The organism is Eggerthella timonensis (genome assembly GCF_900184265.1).
GTDB lineage: Bacteria > Actinomycetota > Coriobacteriia > Coriobacteriales > Eggerthellaceae > Eggerthella > Eggerthella timonensis.
On record NZ_FXXA01000002.1, the window covers coordinates 2,308,485 to 2,333,645 of the forward strand.

The following is a 25,161-nucleotide window of genomic DNA, read 5'->3' on the forward strand; positions in this document are numbered from 1 at the left end:
GTCGGCTCGTTTCGGCGCAGCGGCCCCTTCGGCGGGCGCGCTACCTTCCCAACAGGTGGCGGACGGCTGCCACGGGGTGCTTCCGCAGCATGCGGGGGCCGGCGTAGCGCATGACGGCGCGGATGCGCTCGCGCTCCTCGGGCTTGTAGCAGTGGTTCTCGCACTCGTCGCACGAGGTCTTCACGTCCATCTTGCGGCAGCGTTCGGTGCGCAGCACGGCGTAGGCGTCGATGCGCGCGCACTCGTCGCACACCGCTTCTCCGCAGTGGGCGGTTTCGGTGCGATCGGCCGCCTCGTGGTTGTCGGCGCAGTACAGCGCCACCATCTGCGAGATGGTGCGCTTCTCGCGGACGCGGCGCTGGGCGGTCTTCGGGCTGTCCTGCTGCATCATATGCTTCCTCCGTGGTCTCAGCGCGAGGATACCAGAACCCGCGCCTGCGCGCACGCGTGATTTCCCCTCGAATCGGCCGCGAAGGCGGCGAGCGCGCGCGGAGCGCCCCGTTTTTTGCGAAATCGTTGCTTGTCCTCGCGTGTCCGTCACCGTAGAATGGCGAGAGCACGTTCAGAAGAGCGGCGTTTGCAGACGCGCAGGATCGAAGGGGGTCGAGGTGAACGCAGTGCTCGCGTGGTTCGCGCGCGTCGAGGACGTCATGGCGTTCAAGGCGATCCGCCAAGGCCTCATCCTCACGATCCCCGTCGTGCTCATCGGATCGTTCAGCCTCATCTTCCTCAACCTGCCGCTTCCCGGCTATCAGGACTTCCTGGCCGCAACTCCCTGGTTCCAGAACCTCTTCGACGTGTCGTACGCGGCCACGCTCGGCATCTTCTCGCTGTACGTGTCGGTGGCCATCGCGCTGCGCTACGCGCACGCCTACGCCGGCCGCCACGGCGACTTCTTCACGCAGGGCGCGCCGTTCGCCGCGCTCGCGGCGTACCTCATGTTCGTGGGCTTCGGCTCCGACGGGTTCGACAAGGCGGTGCTCAGCACCCGCTCGCTGTTCATCGCCATCGTGTGCGGCCTCGTCTCGTCGCTGATCTACTGCCGGCTCGTGCGCATGCGCCGCCGTCGCCGCTACGGAGACAGCATCGACGGCGTGTTCAACCAGGCCGTCACCGCGCTCGTGCCCATCGGCGCCGTCGTGGCGCTGTTCGCCGTGGCGAACGTCGCGGTGTCGATGCTGTTCGGCGTGGACAGCGTGGAGGAGCTGTTCTTCGCGAGCGTGAGCGCGCTGTTCCCGCTCGCTTCGGCCACGCTCGGCAGCGGGCTTCTGTACCTGCTCATGAACAACGTCATGTGGTTCTTCGGCATCCACGGCGGCAACATGCTGGACGGCGTGGCCCAGAGCGTCTTCGTGCCCGGCACCGCGGCCAACGCGGCGGCGCTCGCGGCCGGCGGCGAGCCGGTGCAGATCGTCACGAAGACCTTCCTCGACGTGTTCGCCTCCATCGGCGGGGCGGGGGCCCTGCTGTCGCTGCTCGTGGCCATCCTTCTGTTCGGCCGACGGCGCAACGTGCGGCGGCTGTCGGCGTTCGCGGCGCTGCCCATGGCGTTCAACGTGAGCGAGATCATGCTGTTCGGCCTCCCCGTGGTATGGAACCCCATGCTGTTCGTGCCGTTCATCCTCGTGCCCCTCGTGAACATGGTCATCGCCTACGCCGCCATGGCGACGGGGATCGTGCCGCCCACGGTGGTGGACGTGTCGTGGACCACGCCGCCCGTGGTGGGCGGCTACCTGGCCACGGGCTCGATGGCGGGAGGCGTGCTGCAGTTGGCGTGCATCGTGCTGGGCGCGGCGATCTACCTGCCGTTCCTGCGCCGCTACGAGCACCTGGCCGACGAGCGCGAGCGCGAGGAGTACCGCGCGCTGCTCGACGCGCTCATGGAAGCGGAGCGCGCGGGGGTGGGCATCGAGCTGACGGCGCTGCCGGGCGCCGTGGGAGCGTTGGCGACGTCGCTTGCCGAGGACGTGCGCGCGGCCGTCGAGCAGCGCGCGTTCGCCCTGCGCTACCAGCCGCAGTTCGACACGGCCGGCCGCGCCGTGGGCGCCGAGGCGCTCCTGCGCTTCGAGCATCCCGTGTACGGCATGGTGTACCCGCCGCTCGTCATCGAGCTGGCGCAGGAGATGGGCGCGCTCGACGATCTCGAGCGCGCCGTGTTCGCCCGCGCCCTCGACGACGCGGTGCTCGTCGAGCGGCTCGCCCATGCCGGCGTCGTGCACGAGGGGTTCAGCGTCAGCGTCAACGCCACCGCGCGGCTGCTGCAAAGCGACGGCGGCGTGCGCTACATCATCGACGGCGTGCGCGAGCGCGGCCTCGACCGGGGGCGCGTGGTGGTGGAGGCCACCGAGCGCGAGGCCCTGCGCTGGGACGACGGCGCCTCGGCGCTGCTCGAGCGCCTCGTGGACGCCGGCGTCCCCTTGGCCATCGACGACTTCTCCATGGGGCGCACGTCGTTCCAGTACCTCGAGACGAGCGTGTTCAGCGTGGTGAAGCTGGACGGCACCATCGCGAAGGGCGTGCTGGAGAACGAGCGCTACGCCGACATCGTCTCGTCCATCACGCATCTGTCGAGCCAGCTGGGCTTCACCGTGCTGGCGGAGTACGTGGAAACCGCCGAGCAGCGCGATCTGCTGGAGCGGCTGGGATGCTCGTACTTCCAGGGTTACCTGTACGCGCCCGCGCTGCCGTTCGACGAGCTGGTCGAACGCGTCCGCCTCGCGACGGCGGGGGAGCTCGCCGACCGCGGGCGGACCCGTTCCGCGCGCTGAATCGAACAGTTTGTGCTCAGAATTTGAACGAATCAGACGAACGGATGTTTTTGCCGATTCCATCGTCGGACTGCGCTAAAATGAGCGATTGCACGGAAATGATAGTTCTCCGGTAGCCATATTCACCTCCGGCATCGCGCCGGGCTGCAAACGATAGAAAGAGCGATACGCCACATGGGACAGAACGCCATCGTCATCAAGGGTGCCCGCGAGCACAACCTCAAGGACATCGACCTCACCATCCCGCGCGACGAGCTCGTGGTCATCACGGGCCTGTCGGGCAGCGGCAAGTCCTCGCTTGCGTTCGACACGATGTACGCCGAGGGCCAGCGCCGCTACGTGGAGAGCCTGTCGAGCTACGCGCGCATGTTCCTCGGGCAGATGTCGAAGCCCGACCTCGACAGCATCGACGGGCTGTCGCCGGCGGTGTCCATCGATCAGAAGACCACGAGCAAGAACCCGCGCTCCACGGTGGGCACCACCACCGAGATCTACGACTACCTGCGCCTGCTGTTCGCGCGCGTGGGCGTGCCTCACTGCCCCGAGTGCGGCCGCGTCATCAAGAAGCAGACCACCGACCAGGTGACCGACGAGATCCTCGCGCTCGCGCCCGACGCGAAGGCCATCATCATGGCGCCCGTGGTGGCGGGCCGCAAGGGCGAGTTCACGAAGCTGTTCGCCGACCTCCAGAAGGAGGGCTTCAGCCGCGTGCGCATCGACGGCGAGATCGTGAAGCTCGACGGGGAGCCGCGCACGCTCAACAAGAAGATCAAGCACTTCATCGACGTGGTGGTGGACCGCGTGCAGCTGAAGGGGAGCGCGACGAGCCGCATCGCCGAGGCGGTGGAGCTGGCCACGAAGCTGGCCGACGGGCGCGTGCTCGTGCAGGTGCTGGGCGACGACGGCCAGCCGCTCGGCGAGGCCGGCGGCCAGTCGAGCGGAGCGAAGGGCGGCCTGGGCGAGGGCGAGCACATCTTCTCGCTCGCGCTGGCGTGCCCCGAGCACGGCCATTCCATGGACGAGCTGCAGCCGCGCGATTTCTCGTTCAACGCCCCCTACGGCGCCTGCCCCGACTGCCTCGGCATCGGCAGCCGCGAGGAGGTGGACGCCTCGCTCGTGGTGCCCGACCCGTCGCTGTCGCTCAACGAGGGCGCCATCGCGCCGTTCAAGACCGGCAACTACTACCCGCAGGTGCTGCGTGCCGTGGCCGCGCACCTCGGCACCGACGCCGACACCCCGTGGGAGGACATGCCGGCGAAGGCGCAGCGGGGCCTGCTGGAGGGCCTGGGCAAGGACAAGGTGCGCGTCGACTACGTCACGGTGGACGGGCGCGAGACGTACTGGTACATCGAGTGGGAGGGCGCGCTGGCCGCGGTGCAGCGCCGCTACCAGGAGGCCCAGAGCGACTCGCAGCGCGAGAAGCTGGCCAGCTACTTCGCCGTCGTTCCGTGCGCAACCTGCGGCGGCAAGCGCCTGAAGCCCGAGATCCTCGCCGTCACGGTGAACGAGCGCTCCATCCACGACGTCACCGAGATGAGCGCGGCCGACTCCCTGTCGTTCTTCGAGGGCCTCGTCTTCCATGGTTCCGAGGAGCACATCGCCGGGCCCATCGTGAAGGAGATCAAGGCGCGCCTCAAGTTCCTCGTGGACGTGGGGCTCGACTACCTCACGCTCGAGCGCGCTACGGCCACGCTGTCGGGCGGCGAGGCGCAGCGCATCCGCCTGGCCACGCAGATCGGCGCGGGCCTCATGGGCGTGCTCTACATCCTCGACGAGCCCTCCATCGGCCTGCACCAGCGCGACAACGAGCGGCTCATCGCCACGCTCGAGCGCCTGCGCGACCTCGGCAACACCGTCATCGTGGTCGAGCACGACGAGGACACCATCCGCAGCGCCGACTTCGTGGTGGACATGGGCCCGGGCGCGGGCGAGCACGGCGGCGAGATCGTGGCCATCGGCACGCCCGACGAGATCGTGAACGCGCAAGGCTCGCTCACGGCCGACTACCTGTCGGGACGCCGCCGCATCGAGGTGCCGGAGAAGCGCCGCAAGCCGCGCCGCGGGTCGCTCAAGCTGACGGGCGCCACCGAGAACAACCTGCACAACGTCACGCTCGAGGTGCCCTTCGGCACGCTCACCGTGGTTACGGGCGTGTCGGGCTCGGGCAAGAGCTCGCTGGTCACCGACACGCTGGCGCCGGCGCTCGCGAACCGCGTGAACCACGCGCACCGTCGCACGGGCGCGTACAAGAAGATCACCGGGCTCGACAAGATCGACAAGGTCATCAACATCGACCAGAGCCCCATCGGCCGCACGCCGCGCTCGAACCCGGCCACCTATATCGGGCTGTGGGACGACATCCGCGCCCTGTTCGCCTCCACGCAGGAGTCGAAGGCGCGCGGCTACTCGCCGGGCCGCTTCTCGTTCAACGTGAACGGCGGCCGCTGCGAGGCATGCAAGGGCGACGGCCAGATCAAGATCGAGATGCACTTCCTGCCCGACATCTACGTGCCGTGCGAGGTGTGCGGCGGCGCGCGCTACAACCGCGAGACGCTGCAGGTGACGTACCGCGGCAAGAACATCGCCGAGGTGCTCGACATGACCGTCGAGGACGCGCTCGCGTTCTTCGAGAACATCCCCGGCATCAAGCGCAAGCTGCAGACGCTGCACGACGTGGGCCTCGGCTACATCCGCCTCGGCCAACCGGCCACGACGCTGTCGGGCGGCGAGGCGCAGCGCGTGAAGCTGTCGAGCGAGCTGCAGCGCCGCCAGACCGGCAAGACGTTCTACATCCTCGACGAGCCCACCACGGGCCTGCATTTCGAGGACGTGCGCCAGCTGCTCGAGGTGCTCGACCGGCTCGTGGACGCCGGCAACACCGTGCTCGTCATCGAGCACAACCTCGACGTCATCAAGTGCGCCGACCGCATCATCGACCTCGGACCCGAGGGCGGCGAGCGCGGCGGCACCATCGTGGCCCAGGGTACGCCCGAGGAAGTCGCCCAGGTGGAAGGCAGCTACACCGGCGCCTTCGTGAAGAAGATGCTGGAGGACGGCCGGCTGTAGAGGTTGCGGTGCCTCGTACGGGGGCCGGAAACATCGCGGCCGGAGCGCCCGGACCCGGGCGCTCCGCCGTGCCATGGGACGCGGCGGGCCGGGAACCGCTGGCCCGCAGGCGCGTCCTACTTTCGGATGTTTCACGTGAAACATTTGTTCCGATTCCCCCTTTGACGCGCAACGCCCGCTCGAGCGCTTTTCCCGGGCGTGCCCAGGTTCCCGCCTCGTCCTGTCCGGCATCCGCCCGCCCCCATTCTCCCAGGTCGCGGAGGCACCGCGGGAAGGGCTCGCGGGAAACGCCCTCGGACGGCACCGTACGAGGGCGTTTTTCCGTCGGAAACCGCCACGGGCCGCGCCCTCGCCCCCTCCTTCTCGGAACCGGCGCCGTGCCAGGGGCCGCCCCGCTCAGCCGTTTCCGGGCCCATGTGGAAAGCGCCTGTTCGGCGCATTCGCCCCGACTGTGCGCTTGAGGCATGATCGCATAGCGTCCGACAGGTTGCGCCTGCCCCGGGCGGACCGCCCCGTATGCATCCGACGGGGCTGCGGATGGCAAGTTTTTACCGGATTCGGATGTTTCGGGCGCGTCGAGAGCGCGCCGGGATGCTCCGTCCCGCATCATGCCTGTTCGCGGAGAACCTCTGTCCCGCCGGAGATGCTCCGCCCGCCCAGGGCGGGCCGCAAGCTTCCGAATCCGGCGATTTCTCGCCATTTCGGCGGCGCGACGATGCACGGGGGTCCCTGCGGGACGACGCGCCCGCCGGGGATGAGGCCGTACCTGGGATTATGTGCCATGCGGGGAATCGGAGCGTCTGTTCCGATTCCCTCTGATGCATGACCGCAGCTGGAAGCTCGGCGCGGCCCCTGCAGGAGGCTTTCCGAGCGGCGCGATCGCCGCCGCCTCGGAGGCGCCGCTGTGCCTCAAACGCCCGCCGAGTCACAAAAAGCAGCGCTGTGAAGGCCGCACGCGGGTTCTGCGGCCGGCCCGGTTCACCCGACCCAGGAAAACGCCTTCGCGTCGTGGCGAGTGGCAGGCGGGAGCGGCCCGAAAGCGGCCCGGAGGGGCTGAAATCCCTTCACAGCGCGTCTTTTTGTGCATCGGGGCGTGAAAGCCCCGCCGTCGGGGAGCGCCCGCGACGGGGCGCGGCGCGGGGCGACGCGGCGAAAGGCGACCTGGGAAAACGCTCGCAATCGGGAAGGCGTGGGCCCGGATCTGCAACAGGCGGGCGAGAACTGCGCAGGGGAGGCGCGCCCGGCGGGCCCGCAGCGCCGCGCGTTCGCCGGGCCGCCCGCTGGTCTTTGCCCGAATCTTACGCAAAACCCCTTTACCGCGCAGTCGGGACGTGCGACAATGCCTCGGCTTTGTTGGTGCGGGTGACGGCGGCGTGCGGGAAGAGGGTTCGATCAAGGTGGCGGAAATGGCAGCGGCGGCGGGGAGCCGCCATGTTGCGCGCGGTGTCGTGTGCGCTCTCGCGGGCGGCATCTGCTGGGGCTTCTCGGGCACGTGCGCCCAGCTGCTCATGAACGAGTACGGCGCTCCCGCCACGTGGATCACCTGCGTGCGCATGGTCATCGCCGCCGTGTTCTTCCTGTTCCTCACCGCGGTGCGCAACTGGCGCGACCTCGTGGCGGTGTTCCGCGACTGGCGCTCGCTCGCGCAGATCGCGGCGTTCGCCATCTTCGGCGTGCTGCTCACCCAGCTCAGCTACTTGAACGCCATCTCCTTCACGAGCGCGGGCGTGGGCACCACCATCGAGCAGGTGGGCCTCGTGCTCATCATGCTGTACGTGTGCCTGCGCGCGAAGCGCCTGCCGCGCCTGCGCGAGGCGGCCGGCCTCGTGTTCGCGCTGGGCGGCATGCTGATCATCGCCACGCAGGGCGAGATCGACCAGCTGGCCATTCCCGCCGAGGGCCTGGCCTGGGGCCTCGTCTCGGCCGTGGCGCTGACCTTCTACACCCTCATGCCGGTTCGCGTGCTGAAGAAGTGGGGCTCCATGCTGGTGACGGGCCTCGCCATGCTGTTCGGTGGCTCGGCCGCCTCGGTGGTGGTGCAGCCCTGGACCATGCCGGTGAACCTGCCGCTTGGCGGCATCGCCGCGCTCGTGGCCATCGTCATCGTGGGCACGCTGGGCGCCTACATGCTGTACCTGCAGGGCGTGAACGACGCGGGCCCCGTGAAGGCGAGCCTTCTGTGCTGCGTCGAGCCCGTGTCGGCCATGATCCTCGCGCTCGTGTGGCTGCGCACGCCGGTGAGCGCCTGGGACCTTGCGGGATGCGCGCTCATCGTGGTCATGATCTTCCTCGTCACCGAGCGCGAGCCGAAGACGGGGCCGGCCGCGGCGGGCGAGGGCGCGCTTTCGGGAGCCTACGACGACGACCCGCCGCTGTTCGCGGGCCGTGCGTCGGTGCTGGGCTACTACACGAGCCGCCCGGCCGTGCGCGAGGACTTCGAGCGCGCTGCTGCGCTGTTGGACGTGGGGCACCGGACGTTCGCGGAGCTCGGCATCGACGAGGGCCGCAGCAAGAAGTACCCCTCGGCGCGCCGTCTCATGCACAGCATCAAGAACTCCACGACGCACGTCATCGAGGACGCCCACGGCCGCATGATCGCCCTGTTCGCTGTATCGTTCTCGCCGGACAAGAACTACGAGCGACCTATCGAGGGCGCATGGCTCACCGATACGTCCGCCCGTCCGCAGCCGTACGCGGAGCTGCACTGGGTGGCGGTCGATTACCCGGCGCGCCGCCGCGGCGTGGGCATGTTCATCCTCGACAAGGCCGACCAGATCGCCCGCGCCGGCGGTCGGTCGAGCATCCGCGCCGACGTCTACGAGCTGAACGAGCCCATGCAGAACCTCCTCGAGAAGCACGGCTACGAGCGCTGCGGCACCCTCGTGATCAAGGACGTGTTCGGTCGCGAGAAGCGTCGCGTGTGCTACGAGCGGCTGTTGCGCTGAGCGCGCTGTATTCGCCTTTTGACGTGGTGTTTTGATCGTCTGCCCAAATCATGGGCAAAACTCTCGCAAAACGTCTTTACCGCGCTGCCCAGACGTGCGACAATGCGCTGATGCAACGTGGCGAACGGCTCGCGAGCGGGGTTCGGGCGCCTCGCCGCGCAGGGTCGATGGGAGGAGGAAGCATGGGTCAGACGGTCGCATCTGCCCCCAAGCAGGACGGCGCCGCCGCCGCTCGGGGGAACCACGTGGTTCGGGGCATCGTCTTCGCGGCGCTCGGCGGCATATGCTGGGGCTTCTCGGGCACGTGCGCCCAGCTCATGACGAGCGGCTTCGGCGTTCCCGTCGCCTGGATCACCTGCGTGCGCCTGCTGCTGGCGGCCGTCATCTTCCTCGTGGTGTGCGCCGTGCGCGAGCCGAGGAACCTGCTGGCCGCCCTGCGCGACGCGCGGTCGCTCGGGCGCATCGCCGCCTTCTCGCTCTTGGGCGTGCTGTTGACCCAGGTGAGCTACCTGTCGGCCATCTCGTACACGAACGCGGGCACCGGCACCGTCCTCGAGCGCACGGGCCTCATCGTCATCATGGCCTACGTGTGCCTGCGCACGAAGCGCCTGCCGCGCGTCCGCGAGGCCATCGGGCTCGTGCTCGCCATCGGCGGCACCGTGCTCATCGCCACGAAGGGCAACCTCGGTTCGCTCGCGATCCCGGCCGAGGGCCTGTTCTGGGGCATCGTCTCGGCGTTCGCGCTGGCGTTCTACACGCTGCTTCCCGGCAAGGTGCTGGAGAAGTGGGGCAGCTTCATCGTGACGGGCCTCGCCATGCTCATCGGCGGCTGCGTGGCCACCGTCGCGGTGCAGCCCTGGTCCATACCCGTCGACGTGTCGCCCGCGCTCGCCGGGGTCATGTTCGCCATGGTGATCGTGGGCACGTTCGCCGCCTACCTGTTCTACCTGCAGGGCATCACCGACGCCGGCCCCGTGCGCGCGGGCCTCGTCGGCTGCGTCGAGCCCGTGTCCGCCACGGTGATCTCGGCCGTATGGCTGGGCACGTCGGTTGGCGTCGTCGACATCGTCGGCTGCGCCATGATCATCGCCATGGTGTTCCTCGTCACCGAGCGCGAGGAGGGCTCGGGCGGCGCCGCGGCCTACGAGGGCGCCGCCTACGACCTGCCCCCGTTCCAAGGACGCGCCACCGAGCTGGGCTACTACAAGGCGCGCCGCGCCACGCGCGACGACTTCGAGCGCGCGAAGGCGCTGCTCGAGGACGGCCATCGGGCGATGGCGGCGCTCGGCATCAAGGAGGGCCTCAAGAAGTACCCCTCCGCGCGGCGCCTCATGCGTTCGATCGACGAGGGCAAGACCTACGTCGTGGTGTCCTCGTCGAGCGATGCCGAGGGCGCGGGCGCCCCGGCCGACGAAGGGCGCGTCATCGGCATGTTCGCGCTCAACCCGCAGGGCGACCCCGCCTACGCGCACATGACGGGCGCGAAGTGGGCCACGGAACCGTCCTCGCCCGACGATCCCGCGTACGCGGCGCTGCATTGGGTGACGGTGGCGGCCGACGCGCGAAGACGCGGCGTGGGCGGCTACATCCTGGGAACGGCCGAGCGCATCGCCAAGGACGCGGGGAAGATCAGCATCTGCTGCGACATCTACGAGGACAACGTCCCCATGCGCGAGCTGCTCCTGTCGTACGGCTACGAGTTCTGCGGCAACGTCGAGATCCACTCCCGCCTCGGCCGCGTCAAGCGCCGCGCCGTGTTCGAACGCGTCTGGTAGCCGCCTCGCTCCCGCGCGCCGCGCGCCCCTCCCGATAATCGAACGGTTAGAGAAGAAAGAGAACCTCCTGTGCAATTTCGCAGAACCTGCGCATGCGACATCGATCGCATCATGACCATCCTCGCCGACGGGCGCGCCTCGCTGGCCGCGCTCGGCATCGACCAGTGGCAGGGCGGCTACCCGCACCGCGCCGTCATCGAGGCCGACGCGGCGCGCGGCGACTCCTACGTGGTGGAGGACGACGGGGTCGTCATCGCCACGGCCATGATCGGCTTCGCGGGCGAGCGCGACTACGACCGCATCGACGAGGGGGCCTGGCTCACCTCGTGCACGTCCGAGAGCCCGTGCTACGGCGTGGTGCACCGCGTCGCCGTGGCGTCGGACGTCAAGAACCGGGGCGCGGCCACCTTCCTGCTGGCCCGCGCCGAGGACCTGGCGCGCGCGAACGGCAGCGCGAGCGTGCGCATCGACACGCATCCCGGCAACGCTCCCATGCGCAGGCTGCTGGCGAAGGCGGGCTACGCGCAGTGCGGCATCATCTACATCGCCCACGCCGAGGAGGGGACACCCGAGCGCGTCGCCTACGAGCGGCTCGTCTAGCCGAGCGCGCGCCGCTTCCTTTCCGCTTCCTGTCGAAATTCTGTCGCTCGCGCAGCGTGGGCGACGTATTCGCGACGCGGGGTATAATACGGGTCACTATGTCGGTTCAATCACGCGAGAAAATAGCATTGGCGGTGTTCGCCGCCTTGATCGTGCTGAGCCTCCTCGGCTTGGGATGGTACCTGATTGCCGGGCACTCGTGGAACGTGGCCGCGTCCAACATCGACGACACCTTCGGCAGCATGGACGGCTACACGGCCATCGTGTACGAGGGCACCGCCATGCCGAAGGCGGCAGGCGAGCGGGAAGCGGGCGGCGCGGGGGCGAGCGGGGCTGCGGGCAAGCAGGCGCCTGGCGCGGCCGATCCTGCGGCCTCCGACGACGATGCGCGGAAGGATCCCGCGTCGAAGGGTGCCGAGCCGCAATCCGACGCCGATGCCGATGCGCGGGAGCTTCCCGAGGGCGATGCCGCGGCCGACGACGCGCCCGGCGCGGACGAGGGCGCCGTGAGCGCGGGCACGGGAACGCTAGCGAACGGCGCGTCCTCGAAGGCCAAGCCGACCGTGACCGTGGACGAGGCCCAGAAGAGCTACGAGGACAAGAAGGCCACCGTGTTCTCCCTCGACACCGTCGACCTCGAGCAGTACGGCGAGGGCACCATCCTCAAGAAGGGCGACCACCGCTTCGGCGTGTTCAGCGTGACCGAGCCCACCACGGTGCGGGCCATCGAGAAGCAGGTGGCGTACTTCGCCAAGCACAAGGTCGACTTCATCGTGGCGATCACGCCCGACAAGGAGTACGTCGAGGACGCCTCGGGCATCGACATCGTCGTGTCAACCCAGGACGAGGACCTGTTCGTGATGGGCGAGACCATCGACGGCACGTTCTACGTGGACGCCCCCGAGGTGGGCAAGGTGGGCACCATCCTCATCTCGCCCAGCAACGTCGTGTCGGCGAAAGTCATCGAAGAGCTGTGATCGTCAGCGCGTCGAGGAGGACCGACATCCCGCGGTTTCATTTCGATTGGCTGCTCAGGCGCTTCGAAGAGGGCTACGCGCTCGTGCGCAACCCGGTGGCGCGCACGCAGGTGAGCCGCGTGAGCCTGGCACCCGACGCGGTGGACTGCATCGCGTTCTGGACGAAGAACCCCGCCGTGCTGCTCGCGCGCAGAGACGAGCTGGAGCGCGCGACGCCGGCGCCCTACTTCGTGCAGTTCACGCTCAACGCCTACGGGGCCGACGTGGAGGCCGGCCTGCCGCGCAAGGCGCAGCTGCTCGACACGTTCCGCACGCTCGCGAAGGCGATCGGCCCGGAGCGCGTCGTGTGGCGCTACAGCCCCATCCTCGTGGGCGGCCCCTACGACATCGCGCACCACCTGCACTGGTTCGAGGAGTTCGCCGCGCGCCTCGAAGGCAGTACGCGCGCCTGCCGCATCAGCTTCCTCGACCTGTACCCGAAGATCGCCGGGCGCATGGCGACGCTCGGGTTCTCGGGCGTGCCGGACGCGGAGAAGGCCTCGCTCGCGCTGCGGCTGGCCGAGCTGGGAGCCGCGCACGGCATCGACGTGGGAGGCTGCGGCGACGGCGCGCTCGACGACGCGGGGCTGGCGCGGGCCGGATGCATCGATGGGGGCCTCGTGGAGCGCATCGCGGGCGTGCGGGCGGGTCGCGCGCCGGGCGCCGGTCGGCGGGGAGCCTGCCGCTGCGCGCCGAGCGTGGACATCGGCACGTACGACACGTGCGCGAACGGCTGCGTGTACTGCTACGCGAATCCCGGCACGGCGGCCGCGGCTCGCGGGGCGGCCGATCCCTGGCGCTTGCGGCGCTACGACCCGGCATCGCCGATGCTCTGCGACGAGCTGGGGCCCGACGACGCCGTGGTGGAGTGCGCCGCGGCGAAGCTGCCCGACGCGCCGCCGCGGCTGTTCTGAGCGGCGGGACCGCTAGCGCAGGTCGCTCACATGCTCGCAGGCGTCGCCGTAGGGCACGTAGCGGTAGGAGGCCTCGACCTCCCGGCCGTTCGCCGGATCGAGCGCGATGAAGTTGTCGAGGGTGAGGGCGTCGGGATCCTCCACGCCCTGGTAGCCCATGAGGCAGATCCAGTGCTCGCCGTAGGGGCCCGCCACGTGGATCACCGTGGGACGGCCGGCGGCGATCTCGTCGTACGCTTCGCGCAGCAGCGCCTCGTCGGAGCCGAGCGAGCGGAACGACGAGTCGCCGCCGCCCCAGCCCGGCCACGTGCAGCAGCCGCAGCCGTAAGAGCCGTGGTCGTTCGCCTGACCGGTGAGGATCGCGTCGCCGTAGGCGCACGCGTAGGCGGGGCAGCAGACGGTGTGGCCGCCTGCCGACTGGTCGCCGATGGCGGCGATGAGGGCGGGATCGTAGTCGAGGCGCTTGTCGCGCAGCTCGGCGGCCTGCTCGGCCGCGCGCTGCGATGCGAGAGCGCGCACCTGCTCGAGGGTCGCGGCGGCCTCGTCGGCGGCGGTCGCCGGGTCGGAGAGGGCCGGGGCGACGAGGCCGCCGCGACCCTCGAGCAGGTGGGCGCACGCGATGCCGAGCGAGATCGCCGCGCCGAACGCGAGCGCGCGATAGGGAAAGCGCGATGCCATGGAGCATCCTTCCTGCGTCCGCGTCTGGTTCGTTTAGGGTGGATGTGCGGCCGCGATGCGGTATGGTAACAAAACGGCAACGCCGCAGCTCGTCCTCGCGCCAATGCTCTGCGAACCGCCACAGGAGGTTCAAAAATCCTCCATGTGGGGGGCTGCGGGCGTAGAAGCGGGCGCGCAGGACGTTCTTCGTTGCAGGTGCAAAGTCCCTTCGTTTTGCGCGCCCGCGTTCGGAAAAACGCCCGAAAATGCAAGGTCCCTTCGTTTTGCGCGCCCGCTTCGCGGAAAACCAGGCCGCCGGCGTCTCCGTGCGACGGGCCCTTCGGAGAAGTCCCAGGTGGAAAAGGTAGTCTGGGCGAATATGCCGTGCGATACGCTTCCGCGCATGTGCATAACTCGTGCACATTGCATTTTCGGGCCGTTTCCCCACGCCGCCGCGCGGCCGCGTGGGCGAAGCGGGTCTGCGACCCGCCCGGCCGGCCCTGGAAGCGCTGTGGGCGAGGATCGTCTCTTCGTCGACAAGAGGGGTACAATGGTCGTCGGACATTCGAGCCTCGTCGAGCCGCGGCGGGGCGAACGCGAGGAGGCAACATGCGAACCATCGACACCGACGTGGTCATCGTAGGGGCGGGACCGGCCGGCATCTTCTGCTCGCTCGCGCTGCTCGAGCGCGGCTTCGCGGGGCGCATCGTCATGGTGGACAAGGGCCTCGCCGTGGAGGACCGCGCCTGCCCGAAGCAGGCGGGCGCGCCGTGCGCGAACTGTGAGCCTTGTCGCATCACGACGGGCTTCTCGGGCGCGGGGGCGTTCTCGGACGGGAAGCTGTCGCTGTCTCCCGACGTGGGCGGCGACCTTCCCGACCTCGTCGGGCGCGAGGCCGAGCAGGCCGCTATCGACGAGGTGGACGGCGTGTACCTGGGCTTCGGCGCCGACGGGCGCGTGGAGGGCGCCGAGCGCAAGCCCGAGGTTGACGAGATCCGGCGGCGCGCCATCAAGGCGGGCCTCAAGCTGGTGGACTGCCCGCTGCGCCACCTCGGCACCGAGCGCGCGCACGACCTGTACGCCCGCATCGAGCACCACCTGCGGGATGCGGGCGTGGACCTGCTCTTCCGCACGGAATGCACCCAGGTGCTCATCGAGGGGGACGAGTGCCGCGGCGTGCGCGTCGCGGGCCCGGACGGCCCGGGCGAGATCCGCGCGCGGCGCACCGTGGTGGCCACGGGCCGGCGCGGCGCCGACTGGCTCGAGCGCATGTGCCGCGAGCACCGCATCGCCCACGCGCCCGGCCCCGTCGACATCGGCGTGCGCGTGGAGGGGCGCAACGAGGTGATGGAGACGGTCAACGACGTGCTGTACGAGAGCAAGCTCATCGGCTATCCCCAGCCCTTCAAGAACAAGGTGCGCACGTTCTGCCAGAACCCCGGCGGCTTCGTGAGCCAGGAGAACTACGACGGCGGCCTGGCCGTGGTGAACGGGCATTCCTACAAGGAGCGCAAGTCGCCGAACACGAACCTGGCCATCCTGTGCTCGCAGAACTTCTCGCATCCCTTCGACCAGCCCATCGCCTACGCGCAGAAGGTGGGCGAGCTCACGAACATGCTAGGCGACGGCCGCATCCTCGTGCAGCGCTTCGGCGACATCCTCGACGGCAAGCGCACCTGGGAGAAGGAGCTCGCGCGCTCGAACGTGGCGCCCACGCTGGCCGACGCGGTGGCGGGCGACATCACGGCCGCCATGCCGTACCGCGCCATGACGAACATCCTCAACTTCATGCTGGCCGTGGACGAGGTGGTGCCGGGGTTCGCCGCGCAGGAGACGCTCTTGTACTCGCCCGAGCTCAAGTTCTACAGCAACCGCGTGAAGATGGACGAGCGGTTCCTCACGAGCGTTCGCAACCTGCAGTGCCTCGGCGATTCCAGCGGATGGACGCGCGGGCTCATGATGGCGAGCGTCATGGGGTGGCTTGCGGGGCGTATCGTGGCCGATGAGCTGTGATCAGGCACGACGCATAACGTACCCCGTTTGCATGACACGGGTTGGTGCGGCGATGCGCATAAAATCATGCGTCTGCACGATAGGCGCGCCGCCGGTTTCGGGGCATACTGGGCCTCGTTGAAACCGGCGGCGGCTCCCCAGCGAGGCGCGCGCCACCGACACGCTGTAGGAGGCGCACATGAAAATCTTAGGCATGGGGGTTCCCGAGCTCCTCATCATCCTCGCCGTCATTCTGCTCATCTTCGGCCCCAAGAACCTTCCGAAGCTCGGCGCGTCGGTGGGCAAGACCGTGAAGAGCCTGCGCGAGGGCCTCGGCGGCGGCGAGAAGCTCGTCGAAGCCGAGGACGAGGAAGAGATCGTCGAAGAAGTCGTCGAGGAGGCGGCTCCCGCCGCCGCTCCCAAGAAGACCGTCAAAGTGGCCAAGAAGGCCGAGAAGGTCGCATAACCTACCCACCCTTCCCTTTACGGGCGCGAACCCTCCCTCCCTCGCGCCCGCAACCGCCCGCGGCATCCGTGCCGCGGGCGGTTGCGCATTTTGAGGAGGGCGCGGCGGGATACGGCAAGCCGGCGTGCAACTCGGCTATCATGGGAGCATCAATCAGGATGCGAAGGGGGAGCACGTGCAATTCGGCTTGCGCGCTGGCAGGTTGGGCGATTCGCGCTCGGCGCGGGTGATCGGCGGCTTCGTCTGCAACGAGGCGTTCGTGTTCTCGCTGTTCTACATGGGCGAGAACCGCGCGTTCGGCGACGGGCCGTTCGCCTTCGAGCGCGCCGACCTGCTGGGCACGCTGCTGTGCATGCTGCTCTCGTTCGCCCTGCTGCGCCTCGCCTCGCCGCGGGCGCGCGACGCGCTGCTATCGCGACCGCTCGTGTGGTGCTACGCCGGGCTGCTCGTGCTGGGCTCGCTCATGCCGGTCATCGCGGGCGACGGCAGCCACGGCATCGTGCTGGAGAGCTTGCTCGTGGGCGTGCCGGCGGGTCTCATGCTGGCCGCGTGGGGCCGCGCGCTCGGCCGTCGGCCGGTGAGCGACTCGGTGCCCGAGGTGTTCGTCGCCGCAGCAGTGGCGGCGGGCGTCTGCCTGGTCATGGCCGCGATTCCCGTCCCCCAGGCGCTCTTCGCGCTCAAGCTGCTGCCCCTCGGCAGCGCGCTGGCCCTGCGCGGCCTGCTGCCCGCCCGCGACGCCTCGCGCGACGCCCGTTCCGAGGGCGGGCCGCTGTCGTTCGGCGACCTGCTGGCCACGAAGGAGCAGCGCGACGAGACGGCGCGGCTCTCGAAGAAGATCATCGCCGGCACCGTGCTGTTCGGCCTGGCCGCCGGCTTCATGGAGACGTTCGGATCCGACCCCGGCATGGCCTCGACGCCCACGGTGCTCGCCAGCCTGCTGCTGCTCATCCTGTTCTGCGTCGCGGCGCTGCAGTTGCTGGCCGCCGGCGGGCTCGGCAAGGGCAAGGAGGGGGCGGCTGCGGACGGGCCGCTCGACGGCGTGTACCGTCTTGCCGTGCTCGTGATGATGGCCGGCTTCCTGTTCGTGCCCGTGCTGAAGTCGTTCGGCGTGCCGGGCGAGGCCATCGTGCTGGCGGGCTACCTCGGGCTCACCTTCGTGCTCGTGTCGCTGTTCCTCGTCATGGCCAAGATCACGGGGCAGGACGCCGCCGTGTCGTTCGCGCGCGGGTTCGCCGCGCTGTACGTGGGCGAGATGGCGGGCATCGCCTGCGGCAACGGCATCGAGCTCTTGGAACCGGCCGGGCAGGTGCCCTACGCCGTGGCGGCGTTCGCCGGCCTCGCCGCGCTGTACGCCTACCTGTTCCTGTTCACCGAGCGCGACTTCCGCGCCCTGTCGGTCATCGTGCGCGACGCCGACCGCTTCGACGACGCCTGCCGCCTCATCGCCTCCACCTACGGCCTGTCGAAGCGCGAGGCCGAGGTCTTGCCGCTCGCGCTCAAGGGGCGCACGGGCGAGCGCATCGCCGCCGAGTTCTTCATCTCGAAGAGCACGGTGGACACGCATTTGCGGCGCATCTACACGAAGACGGGCATGCACGGCCGCCAGGAGCTCATCGACCTGGGCGAGCGCACGGTGCATGAGCTGTCGAACGGCTCCTGACGAGACGGGGCGAACATGGGGAAACGGTATGCGAAGCTCGGGTTGAGCAGGGTCGACGTCCAGGTGTGCATCATCGTCGCCGTGGTGGTGGCGCTGTCGTTTCTGTGCGTGTACGCGTTCAACTACTCCGTGACCTACCATGAGATGATCGAGACGCTCAGGGAGCGCTCCGACAGCATCGAGGGCTACGTCGACGACGCGCTGGACACGGCCACGTTCACGGGCATCGATGCCGCCGAGGACATGGAGGACGAATCCTACCGCGCGATGAAGGAGGCGTTCAAGGCCGTGCGCGAGTCCACGGGCGTGCGCTACCTCTACACCGCCAAGCGCGACGACGAGGGCGGCTTCGTCTACGTCGTGGACGGCCTGCCTCACGAGAGCGAGGACTTCCGCGAGCCGGGCGCCCCCATCGAGGAGGAGATCGTCCCCGACATGGAGCGCGCTCTCGCCGGCGAGGTGGTGTACCCTGCCGACATCAAGGACACCGGCTGGGGCTACGTCTTCGTGACCTACTACCCCGTCCACGAGGGCGGCGAGGTCGTCGGCGTCCTCGGCATCGAGTTCGACGCCCAGCGCCAGTACGAGACGTTCCGCATCGTGCGCCTCGGCACGCCGGCGATCGCCGTGGCGTTCTGCCTGCTGGCCATCGCCATCGCGTTCTTCGCCTTCAGGCGCGTGTCGAACCCGTGGTACCGCGACATGGCGAACACCGACTACCTCACCGGGCTCAAGAACCGCAACGCCTTCGAGGTGGACGTCGCGAACTGGGAGCGCAGCGAGGGGCGCGCGTGCGCCGGCATCGTCTCGGCCGACCTCGACGGCCTGAAGGGCATGAACGACACGCGCGGCCACGCCGCGGGCGACGAGCTCATCAAGCGCGCGGCGGCCGTCCTGGCCGAGGCGTGCGCGGACGCGGGGGCGGTGTACCGCGTGGGCGGCGACGAGTTCGCGGCCTGCTACTTCGACCTCGACGAGGAGCGCGCGGCAGCCGTCGCCGAGCGCATCCGCGCGTTCTGCGCGCGGCACCGGGCGGAAGGGTGGCCGCTGTCGATGTCCGTCGGGTGGGCGCTGCGGCTGCCGGGGGAGCGCGTGGAGGACCTGCTGCTGCGCGCCGACCGGCGCATGTACGAGGAGAAGCAGCGCGCGAGGGCCGTGCGCTAGCGCGCGCCCGCGCCGCTCGCGTGCGCCGGGCGCGCGACGTGCTCGATCGCCCGATATGCGCTACCATGGTGCGATACGCACAACGCGGCCTGCGGGCCGCGCGACGGGAAGGACATGCGCTGTGGATCGGGAAACGCTGAGGGATGTGCTGGCGGGCCTGTTCGAGGACGGGTGCGCGCACCTCGACGTGCCGATGGCCGAGCTCACCACGTTTCGCATCGGCGGCCCGGCCGACTGCGTCGTGGAGCCCCGGACCGTCGACGAGGTGGGCGCGGCGCTGGCCGCGTGCCGCCGCGCGGGCGCGCCGGTGCGCGTGATGGGCCGCGGCTCGGACGTGCTGGTGGCCGACGAGGGGCTGCGCTGCGTCGTGGTCCGCATCGCGGAGAACCTGTCGCGGATCGAGGTCGATGGCGCGCGGATGCGCGTGGAGGCGGGCGCGTCGAACGAGGACGTGGCGCGGCGCGCGTGCGCCGAGGGGCTCGCGGGCTACGAGTTCGCCTGCGGCATCCCGGGCACCGTGGGCGGCGCGGCCATCATGAACGCGGGCGCCTACGGCGGCGAGTTCAAGGACGTGGCCGAGGAGGTGCGCTGCCTCACGCCCGAGGGCGAGCTGGTGGACGTGGACGCCGAGCGCGCCCAGTGGTCGTACCGCCACTCCATGATGGACGCCGCCGGCTATGTGGTGCTGGGCGCCACGCTGCGCCTGACACCCGACGACCCGCGCGCCATCCAGGAGCGCATGGACGACCTCGCGCGGCGCCGCGCCGAGAAGCAGCCGCTCGAGCTGCCGAGCGCCGGCAGCACCTTCAAGCGTCCCGAGGGGTTCTTCGTCGGGCAGCTCGTCCAGGAGGCGGGCCTGCGCGGCTTGCGGGTGGGCGGCGCGCAGGTGTCGGAGAAGCACACGGGCTTCGTGGTGAACGCGGGCGGCGCCACGGCCGCCGACGTGCGCCGGCTCATCGCCGACGTGCAGGAGCGCGTGCACGCGAGCGCCGGCGTGCGCCTCGAGCCCGAAGTGCGCATGTGGGGCTTCGAGGAGTAGGCGGCCGGCCGCCTGTCGCAATGTCCCGCGACAAGCGAACAAGTGTTTCACGTGAAACACTTGTTCGTGAGTGGAGAGCGGCACGAGGAGCAGCGCGGAGCGATCGCCTGCGCGATGCGCGGCTGCGGGGCCTTTGCGGGTGCCGGGATGCGGAAACTCGCGGGCGCCGGGGCGCGGCGGCGCGGAGCGCGTGCGCGCGGAGGCTTGCGGGCGTCGGGACGCCGGGACTCGCGGACGCGGAGGCGTCGGAGGCGTCGGCGGCGCCGGACATGACGCGAGGCGGGCTTCGCGAGTGCGGAGGCGCCGGGCGCCGTGACCGTGTGCGGGATGGGTTCGGCCGCCGTTTTGGCGCGGGCGATCCTTGCAGACCGGCCGGCGTGCGGTGCGCCGATTCGCGCGGGCGCTCTGCGCGACCCGCGCGGCAAAGGACGCGCTGGTGCCGGACGGTGCGTCGGGCCGTGGGGCGCCGCGCGGGAATACCCACTTGCACGGTATCCTCCTGAAATGTTACTATTGATATAACATATTACGATACGAGGGGGCTTCTGCATGATCGATCGGGCGTTGTTCGCGCTGGAGGGCATCCGCGGGGCGCTTGTGGCGCTGGTGGCGCTCGCGACGGCGCGCGCGCTGCTCGTGGTCGGCCAGGCGTGGGCGCTCGCCAGCGCCATCGTGCATCTGTGGGAGGGCGCGCCGCTCGCCGACCAAGGGATGCTCGTCGCCCTGTTCTTCGCCTGCTTCGTAGGCGGCCAAGGCGTTCGCTACGCCCAGGACTCCTACCTCGACCGCTACGCCTACGCGCGCATCGACGAGCTGCGCCGCAAGCTGTTGCAGGCGGTGTTCGGCCAAGGCGCGCGCATCGTGCAGGAGACGGGCACCGGCAGCGTCACCGCGCTCGTGCTCGAGGGCATCGACCAGGTGGAAACGTACCTGCGCCTCATCCTGCCGAAGATCGTGTGCGTGGTGGTCGTGCCGTTCGTGGTGCTCGTATGCGTGTTCCCGGTCGACTGGGTGTCGGGCGTGATCATGCTCGTGATGTACCCGGTCATCGTGTTCTACATGGGCCTCATCGGCGCGACGGCGAAGGCGGCGGCATCGCTGCAGCACGAGGAGTACCAACGGCTGTCCAACCACTTCATCGACTCGATGCGCGGCATCGACACGCTCAAGCTGCTCGGCCGGGGCAAGAGCCACGGGGAGCGCATCTTCGAGGTGAGCGAGCGCTTCCGCGAAGCCACGGTGAAGACGCTGCGCATCGCCACGCTGTCCGGCTCGGTGCTCGACCTCATTTCCACGCTATCGTTGGCGGCCGTGGCCATCATGCTGGGATTCCGCCTGGTGGACGGCTCGATCGCCTTCTTCCCGGCTCTGTTCGTGCTCGTGCTCGTGCCCGAGTACTTCAAGCCCATCCGCGAGTTCGCGAGCGACTACCATGCCTCGCTCGACGGCAAGAACGCGCTGGCCTCCATCCAGGCGATCATCGCGTCGGCGGCGTCCGGCGACGGCGGGCGCGCGGCGTGCGCCGTTCCCGCGTGGAGAGAGGACGCCGTCCTCGAGCTCGACGGCGTGGGCTTCTCGTATCCCGAGCACGAGGCGCTGTCGGGCGTCACCTTCGACGTGCGCGGCTTCGCGCGCATCGGCGTGATCGGCGCGAGCGGCTCGGGCAAGAGCACGCTCGTGAACCTGCTGGGCGGCTTCTCCGCGCCCAGCGCGGGCACGGTGCGCGCGGCGGGGCGGGGGCTCGCCGACCTGCGCGATCCCTCGTGGCAGCGCCAGGTGCTCTACATCCCGCAGGACCCCTACCTGTTCCACGCGACCCTGCGCGAGAACATCGTGTTCTACCGACCGGACGCCGGCGACGAGGACGTCGAGCGGGCCGTGCGCGTCGTGGGCCTGGAAGACCTCGTGGCCGAGCTGCCCGAGGGCCTGGAAACGCTCGTGGGCGAAGGCGCCCGCGCGCTGTCGGGCGGCGAGAAGCAGCGCATCGCGCTCGCCCGCGCGCTGCTCGACCGCTCGCGGCGCATCCTCTTGTTCGACGAGCCCACGGCCCATCTCGACATCGAGACCGAGCTGGAGCTGAAGGAGCGCATGCTGCCGCTCATGGAGGGCCGCCTCGTGTTCTTCGCCACGCACCGGCTGCACTGGGTGCACGACATGGACGCGGTGCTGGTCATGGAGGACGGGCACGCGGTCGAGTTCGGCGCGCCGTCGGAGCTCGCCGCCCGCGGCGGCGCCTTCGCGCGCCTGGCGGCGCAGGCGGAAGGGGGCCCGCGATGAGCCGTCCGGAAAGCCTTGCGGGCGCGCTGCGCCGCGACGCCTGGGTGAAGCCGTTCTTCTTCCGCTACCGCAAGGCGCTCGCGCTGGCGCTTGTGCTGGGGCTGCTGACGTTCGGGTTCGCCTCGGCGCTGATGGTGACCTCGGGCTACCTCGTGAGCGCGTCGGCCGTGGCCGAGACCATCCTGTTTCTGCACCTGCCGCTCATCTTCGTGCGCATCTTCGGCGTGGGCAAGCCCATCCTGCAATACCTCGAGCGCCTGACCAGCCATGACTGGGTGCTCCGCATGACGAGCGGCCTCAGGCTCAAGCTGTACCGCGCCCTCGAGCGCGACGCGGTGTTCTTCCGCGCCACGCACCGCACGGGCGACGTGCTGGGCCTGTTGGCCGAGGACATCGGGCACATCCAGAACCTGTATCTGCGCACGGTGTTCCCCACGGTGGTGGCGTGGCTGCTCTACGTCGTGCTCGTCGCGTGCCTGGGCTGGTTCTCGCTTTGGCTCGCGCTGGCGATGCTGCTCGTGCTGGGCGTGGCGGTGTTCCTCGTGCCGCTCGTGTCGGTGCTTGCCAACGCGGCGCGCCAGGCCCGCCACAAGCAGATGAAGAACGAGCTGTACGCCGAGCTGGCCGACAACGTGCTGGGCGTGTCGGACTGGGTGTTCGCCGGTCGCGGCGACGAGTACCTCACGCGCCACAAGGAGCGCGAACGGCAGATGCGCGCCGTCCAGGAGCGCATGGAGCGCTTCGGACGCCGCCGCGACCTCGTGCTGCAGGCCCTGTTCGGCCTGTGCGCGGTGCTGCTGCTCGTGTGGGCGGGCGGCCGCTTCGGGCCGGAGGGCGGCGACGCCGCCAACTGGATCGCCGCGTTCGTGCTGGGCTTCTTCCCGCTCATCGACGCGTTCGCGCCGCTGTCGTCGGCGGCCGTGGAAGCCGGCGCCTACCGCGACTCCATCGCACGCCTGAACGACCTGCCCGCTCCTGCGGAGGACGACGCGCCCGCGTGCGAGCCGACTGCCCCCTTCGACGTGCGCGTGGAGCATGCGGCGTACCGCTATCCCGGCGCCGAGCGGGCCGTGCTGAGCGACGTGAGCCTGACGGTGCCGCAGGGCCAGCGCGTGGCCGTGCTGGGCCGCAGCGGTGCGGGCAAGTCCACGCTCGCCTCGCTCGTGCGCGGCGACGTGCGGCCGAACGCGGGCGGCGTGACGCTGGGCGGCGCGCCGACGGCCGAACTCGGCGACGGGGCGGCGCGGTGGATCGGCGTGATCCAGCAGCGCACGTACCTGTTCAACATGACGCTCGCCGACAATCTGCGCCTCGGGCGCGAGGACGCCTCCGACGAGGATTTGTGGGACGCGCTCGACAAGGTGGGGCTACGGCCGCTGGTCGAGCGTCTTGACCAGGGCCTCGACACGATGGTGGACGAGGCGGGCCTGCGCTTCTCGGGCGGCGAGCGCCATCGTGTCGCGCTCGCGCGCGTGCTGCTGCAGGACGTCCCCGTCGTCATCCTCGACGAGCCCACGGTGGGCCTGGACCCCCTCACCGAGCGCGCGCTGCTCGACACCCTGTTCGAGGCGCTGGCGGGCAAGACGGTGATCATGATCACCCACCACTTGGCCGGCGTGGGCGCGATGGACCGCGTCGTGTTCGTGGAGGACGGCCGCATCGCGCTCGACGGCGCGCCCGACGAGCTCGCGCGCACGAGCGAGCGCTATCGCCGCCTGCTCGCCTTCGACCGCGGCGAGGCGGCAGGGTAGGGGCGCGTGCGGGAACGGGCGCGCGTGGCGTTAGGCGAGCGCGGGCAGCAGGGCGGCGGCGTCCTCGGGCGCGAGGGCGCATGCGGTCGACCGCTTCGTCGAAGAACTCGCACGACGTGCGATGGTCGGGGCGCCTCCTGTTCCTGCGTGAACCCTCGTTTCCGTGCAGTTCTCACCCAAATGTTGCGGTTTTGCGCTCCGGGGCGCGGCACAGGGCAGCGCGGCTGAGGGCGACCTGGGGAAACGCTTCCAATCGGGAAGGCGTGGGGGCTGCAAGGGCCCGTATCTGCAACATTTGGGTGAAAACTGCGCATGGCGGGCCACGCCGCGGCCCGCAGCCCCGTCCGGAGGAGGAGGGCGATCTGTCGGGGATCGTGCGTCGAACGGGGAATCAGAACAAATATTTCACGTGAAACATTTGTCGCAGGGCGATGCGACCGGGTTCCGCGGGGTTTTCCCGCGCATCGGCGCCGCTCGGCGCGCTGTTGTATTTGCAACGGATGTCGTCGCGCCTGTGCGGTATGGTTCCCCTGACATGAAAAGGCGGGGAACGAGGAGGTGAAGGCGGCCATGGGGGAGAGCGCGGAACGATCGCGGTGGGGAGCGTTTGCGCGGCGCGGCTCGATCACCGCTTTCGACGTTCTCCTCGCGCTCGCGTGCGCGCTCGGCCTGGCGGCCTGCGCCGCCGCGCCGAGCGACGGCGCGCCCGCCGCGCGGCAGGCCGGCGACGAGGCGCTTCCGGAGCTCGACGGCGCGTTCGCCTACACGCTCCTGGAGGTGGTGTCGAAGGACGCGGATGCGGACAGCTTGGAGGTTCGCGCGCTGCCGTGGGAGCTCGACGGCCCGTTCGCGAAGAGCGGCATCGAGGCGGGGGAGACCGGCACCGTGTCGTGCGCGCAGCTCGTGCTGTTCCCGGCCGGCATCCCCGACGGCCACGCCGTGGTGGTGGCGAGCCCGGCCGCCGACGCCGGCTCGTTCCCCCTCGTGGCGCGCTCTATCGAGAAGCCCGCTTGGTTCGAGGCCCGGCTCGCGCGCTTCGACAACGCCTGACCCCGAGAGAAGAGGCCCCTC

General features: G+C 69.9%; 17 protein-coding genes. 15 read left to right on the forward strand and 2 right to left on the reverse strand.

Annotated features, from left to right (window positions below; genetic code table 11):
* Window positions 1-40: 40 nt before the first annotated feature.
* On the reverse strand, window positions 41-391 hold the full coding sequence (locus C1A15_RS09605) for a nitrous oxide-stimulated promoter family protein (RefSeq protein WP_101722356.1): 351 nt from the start codon (window positions 389-391) through the stop codon (window positions 41-43).
* Window positions 392-608: 217 nt separating this feature from the next.
* On the opposite strand from C1A15_RS09605, the gene C1A15_RS09610 reads away from it, so the two are divergent.
* The 7 genes from C1A15_RS09610 (at window position 609) to C1A15_RS09640 (ending at window position 13,084) form a co-directional block, all read left to right on the forward strand.
* Window positions 609-2,768 carry a PTS sugar transporter subunit IIC/EAL domain-containing protein gene (locus tag C1A15_RS09610; protein ID WP_180953060.1) on the forward strand — a complete coding sequence of 720 codons (2,160 nt, stop codon included), beginning with the start codon at window positions 609-611 and terminating at the stop codon, window positions 2,766-2,768.
* A 174-nt stretch (window positions 2,769-2,942) separates the two neighbouring features.
* Window positions 2,943-5,834 carry an excinuclease ABC subunit UvrA gene (gene uvrA / locus C1A15_RS09615; RefSeq protein WP_101722358.1) on the forward strand — a complete coding sequence of 964 codons (2,892 nt, stop codon included), beginning with the start codon at window positions 2,943-2,945 and terminating at the stop codon, window positions 5,832-5,834.
* A gap of 1,406 nt (window positions 5,835-7,240) precedes the next feature.
* On the forward strand, window positions 7,241-8,779 hold the full coding sequence (locus tag C1A15_RS09620) for a GNAT family N-acetyltransferase (protein ID WP_180953061.1): 1,539 nt from the start codon (window positions 7,241-7,243) through the stop codon (window positions 8,777-8,779).
* A 182-nt stretch (window positions 8,780-8,961) separates the two neighbouring features.
* Window positions 8,962-10,554 (forward strand): GNAT family N-acetyltransferase, encoded by a 1,593-nt coding sequence (locus C1A15_RS09625; protein ID WP_101722360.1) that lies wholly within the window; start codon window positions 8,962-8,964, stop codon window positions 10,552-10,554.
* Window positions 10,555-10,623: 69 nt separating this feature from the next.
* Window positions 10,624-11,154, forward strand: a complete 531-nt coding sequence (locus tag C1A15_RS09630; RefSeq protein ID WP_101722361.1) for a GNAT family N-acetyltransferase — start codon at window positions 10,624-10,626, stop codon at window positions 11,152-11,154.
* A 98-nt stretch (window positions 11,155-11,252) separates the two neighbouring features.
* On the forward strand, window positions 11,253-12,131 hold the full coding sequence (locus tag C1A15_RS09635) for a metallophosphoesterase family protein (protein WP_101722362.1): 879 nt from the start codon (window positions 11,253-11,255) through the stop codon (window positions 12,129-12,131).
* Window positions 12,128-13,084 carry a DUF1848 domain-containing protein gene (locus tag C1A15_RS09640; protein ID WP_101722363.1) on the forward strand — a complete coding sequence of 319 codons (957 nt, stop codon included), beginning with the start codon at window positions 12,128-12,130 and terminating at the stop codon, window positions 13,082-13,084. Before C1A15_RS09635 ends, C1A15_RS09640 begins: the two co-directional genes overlap by 4 nt.
* A gap of 12 nt (window positions 13,085-13,096) precedes the next feature.
* Here C1A15_RS09640 and C1A15_RS09645 read toward each other — a convergent pair whose 3' ends face one another.
* Complete coding sequence (locus C1A15_RS09645) at window positions 13,097-13,762, reverse strand: cysteine peptidase family C39 domain-containing protein (protein ID WP_101722364.1); 666 nt, start codon at window positions 13,760-13,762, stop codon at window positions 13,097-13,099.
* A gap of 588 nt (window positions 13,763-14,350) precedes the next feature.
* Here C1A15_RS09645 and C1A15_RS09650 point away from each other — a divergent pair.
* The 8 genes from C1A15_RS09650 to C1A15_RS09685 all read left to right on the forward strand — a co-directional run bounded on the left by C1A15_RS09650 (window position 14,351) and on the right by C1A15_RS09685 (window position 25,140).
* Window positions 14,351-15,754, forward strand: coding sequence for an NAD(P)/FAD-dependent oxidoreductase (locus C1A15_RS09650; RefSeq protein ID WP_101722365.1), 1,404 nt, complete (start codon window positions 14,351-14,353; stop codon window positions 15,752-15,754).
* A gap of 178 nt (window positions 15,755-15,932) precedes the next feature.
* The gene (locus C1A15_RS09655) at window positions 15,933-16,199 is read left to right on the forward strand and encodes a twin-arginine translocase TatA/TatE family subunit (RefSeq protein ID WP_101722366.1); all 267 of its coding nucleotides are present in this window, start codon (window positions 15,933-15,935) and stop codon (window positions 16,197-16,199) included.
* A 175-nt stretch (window positions 16,200-16,374) separates the two neighbouring features.
* A complete protein-coding gene (locus C1A15_RS09660; RefSeq protein WP_101722367.1) occupies window positions 16,375-17,859 on the forward strand; it encodes a helix-turn-helix transcriptional regulator in 1,485 nt (494 codons plus the stop codon).
* A 15-nt stretch (window positions 17,860-17,874) separates the two neighbouring features.
* Complete coding sequence (locus C1A15_RS09665) at window positions 17,875-19,023, forward strand: GGDEF domain-containing protein (RefSeq protein ID WP_101722368.1); 1,149 nt, start codon at window positions 17,875-17,877, stop codon at window positions 19,021-19,023.
* A gap of 121 nt (window positions 19,024-19,144) precedes the next feature.
* Window positions 19,145-20,062 (forward strand): UDP-N-acetylmuramate dehydrogenase, encoded by a 918-nt coding sequence (gene murB, locus C1A15_RS09670; protein ID WP_101722369.1) that lies wholly within the window; start codon window positions 19,145-19,147, stop codon window positions 20,060-20,062.
* Between the two features lie 549 nt (window positions 20,063-20,611).
* Window positions 20,612-22,339, forward strand: a complete 1,728-nt coding sequence (gene cydD / locus C1A15_RS09675; protein ID WP_101722370.1) for a thiol reductant ABC exporter subunit CydD — start codon at window positions 20,612-20,614, stop codon at window positions 22,337-22,339.
* Window positions 22,336-24,090 (forward strand): thiol reductant ABC exporter subunit CydC, encoded by a 1,755-nt coding sequence (cydC, locus tag C1A15_RS09680; RefSeq protein ID WP_101722371.1) that lies wholly within the window; start codon window positions 22,336-22,338, stop codon window positions 24,088-24,090. Before cydD ends, cydC begins: the two co-directional genes overlap by 4 nt.
* 570 nt (window positions 24,091-24,660) lie before the next feature.
* The gene (locus C1A15_RS09685) at window positions 24,661-25,140 is read left to right on the forward strand and encodes a hypothetical protein (RefSeq protein WP_146001843.1); all 480 of its coding nucleotides are present in this window, start codon (window positions 24,661-24,663) and stop codon (window positions 25,138-25,140) included.
* Window positions 25,141-25,161 lie beyond the last annotated feature (21 nt).

Coding starts and splice junctions, on each gene's coding strand:
- C1A15_RS09665 (WP_101722368.1), top strand. CDS start 17,875: ATGGGGAAACGGTATGCGAAGCTCGGGTTGAGCAGGGTCGACGTCCAG.
- C1A15_RS09650 (WP_101722365.1), top strand. CDS start 14,351: ATGCGAACCATCGACACCGACGTGGTCATCGTAGGGGCGGGACCGGCC.
- uvrA (WP_101722358.1), top strand. CDS start 2,943: ATGGGACAGAACGCCATCGTCATCAAGGGTGCCCGCGAGCACAACCTC.
- C1A15_RS09655 (WP_101722366.1), top strand. CDS start 15,933: ATGAAAATCTTAGGCATGGGGGTTCCCGAGCTCCTCATCATCCTCGCC.
- C1A15_RS09620 (WP_180953061.1), top strand. CDS start 7,241: ATGGCAGCGGCGGCGGGGAGCCGCCATGTTGCGCGCGGTGTCGTGTGC.
- C1A15_RS09625 (WP_101722360.1), top strand. CDS start 8,962: ATGGGTCAGACGGTCGCATCTGCCCCCAAGCAGGACGGCGCCGCCGCC.
- C1A15_RS09605 (WP_101722356.1), bottom strand. CDS start 391: ATGATGCAGCAGGACAGCCCGAAGACCGCCCAGCGCCGCGTCCGCGAG.
- cydC (WP_101722371.1), top strand. CDS start 22,336: ATGAGCCGTCCGGAAAGCCTTGCGGGCGCGCTGCGCCGCGACGCCTGG.
- C1A15_RS09645 (WP_101722364.1), bottom strand. CDS start 13,762: ATGGCATCGCGCTTTCCCTATCGCGCGCTCGCGTTCGGCGCGGCGATC.
- cydD (WP_101722370.1), top strand. CDS start 20,612: ATGATCGATCGGGCGTTGTTCGCGCTGGAGGGCATCCGCGGGGCGCTT.
- C1A15_RS09685 (WP_146001843.1), top strand. CDS start 24,661: ATGGGGGAGAGCGCGGAACGATCGCGGTGGGGAGCGTTTGCGCGGCGC.
- C1A15_RS09635 (WP_101722362.1), top strand. CDS start 11,253: ATGTCGGTTCAATCACGCGAGAAAATAGCATTGGCGGTGTTCGCCGCC.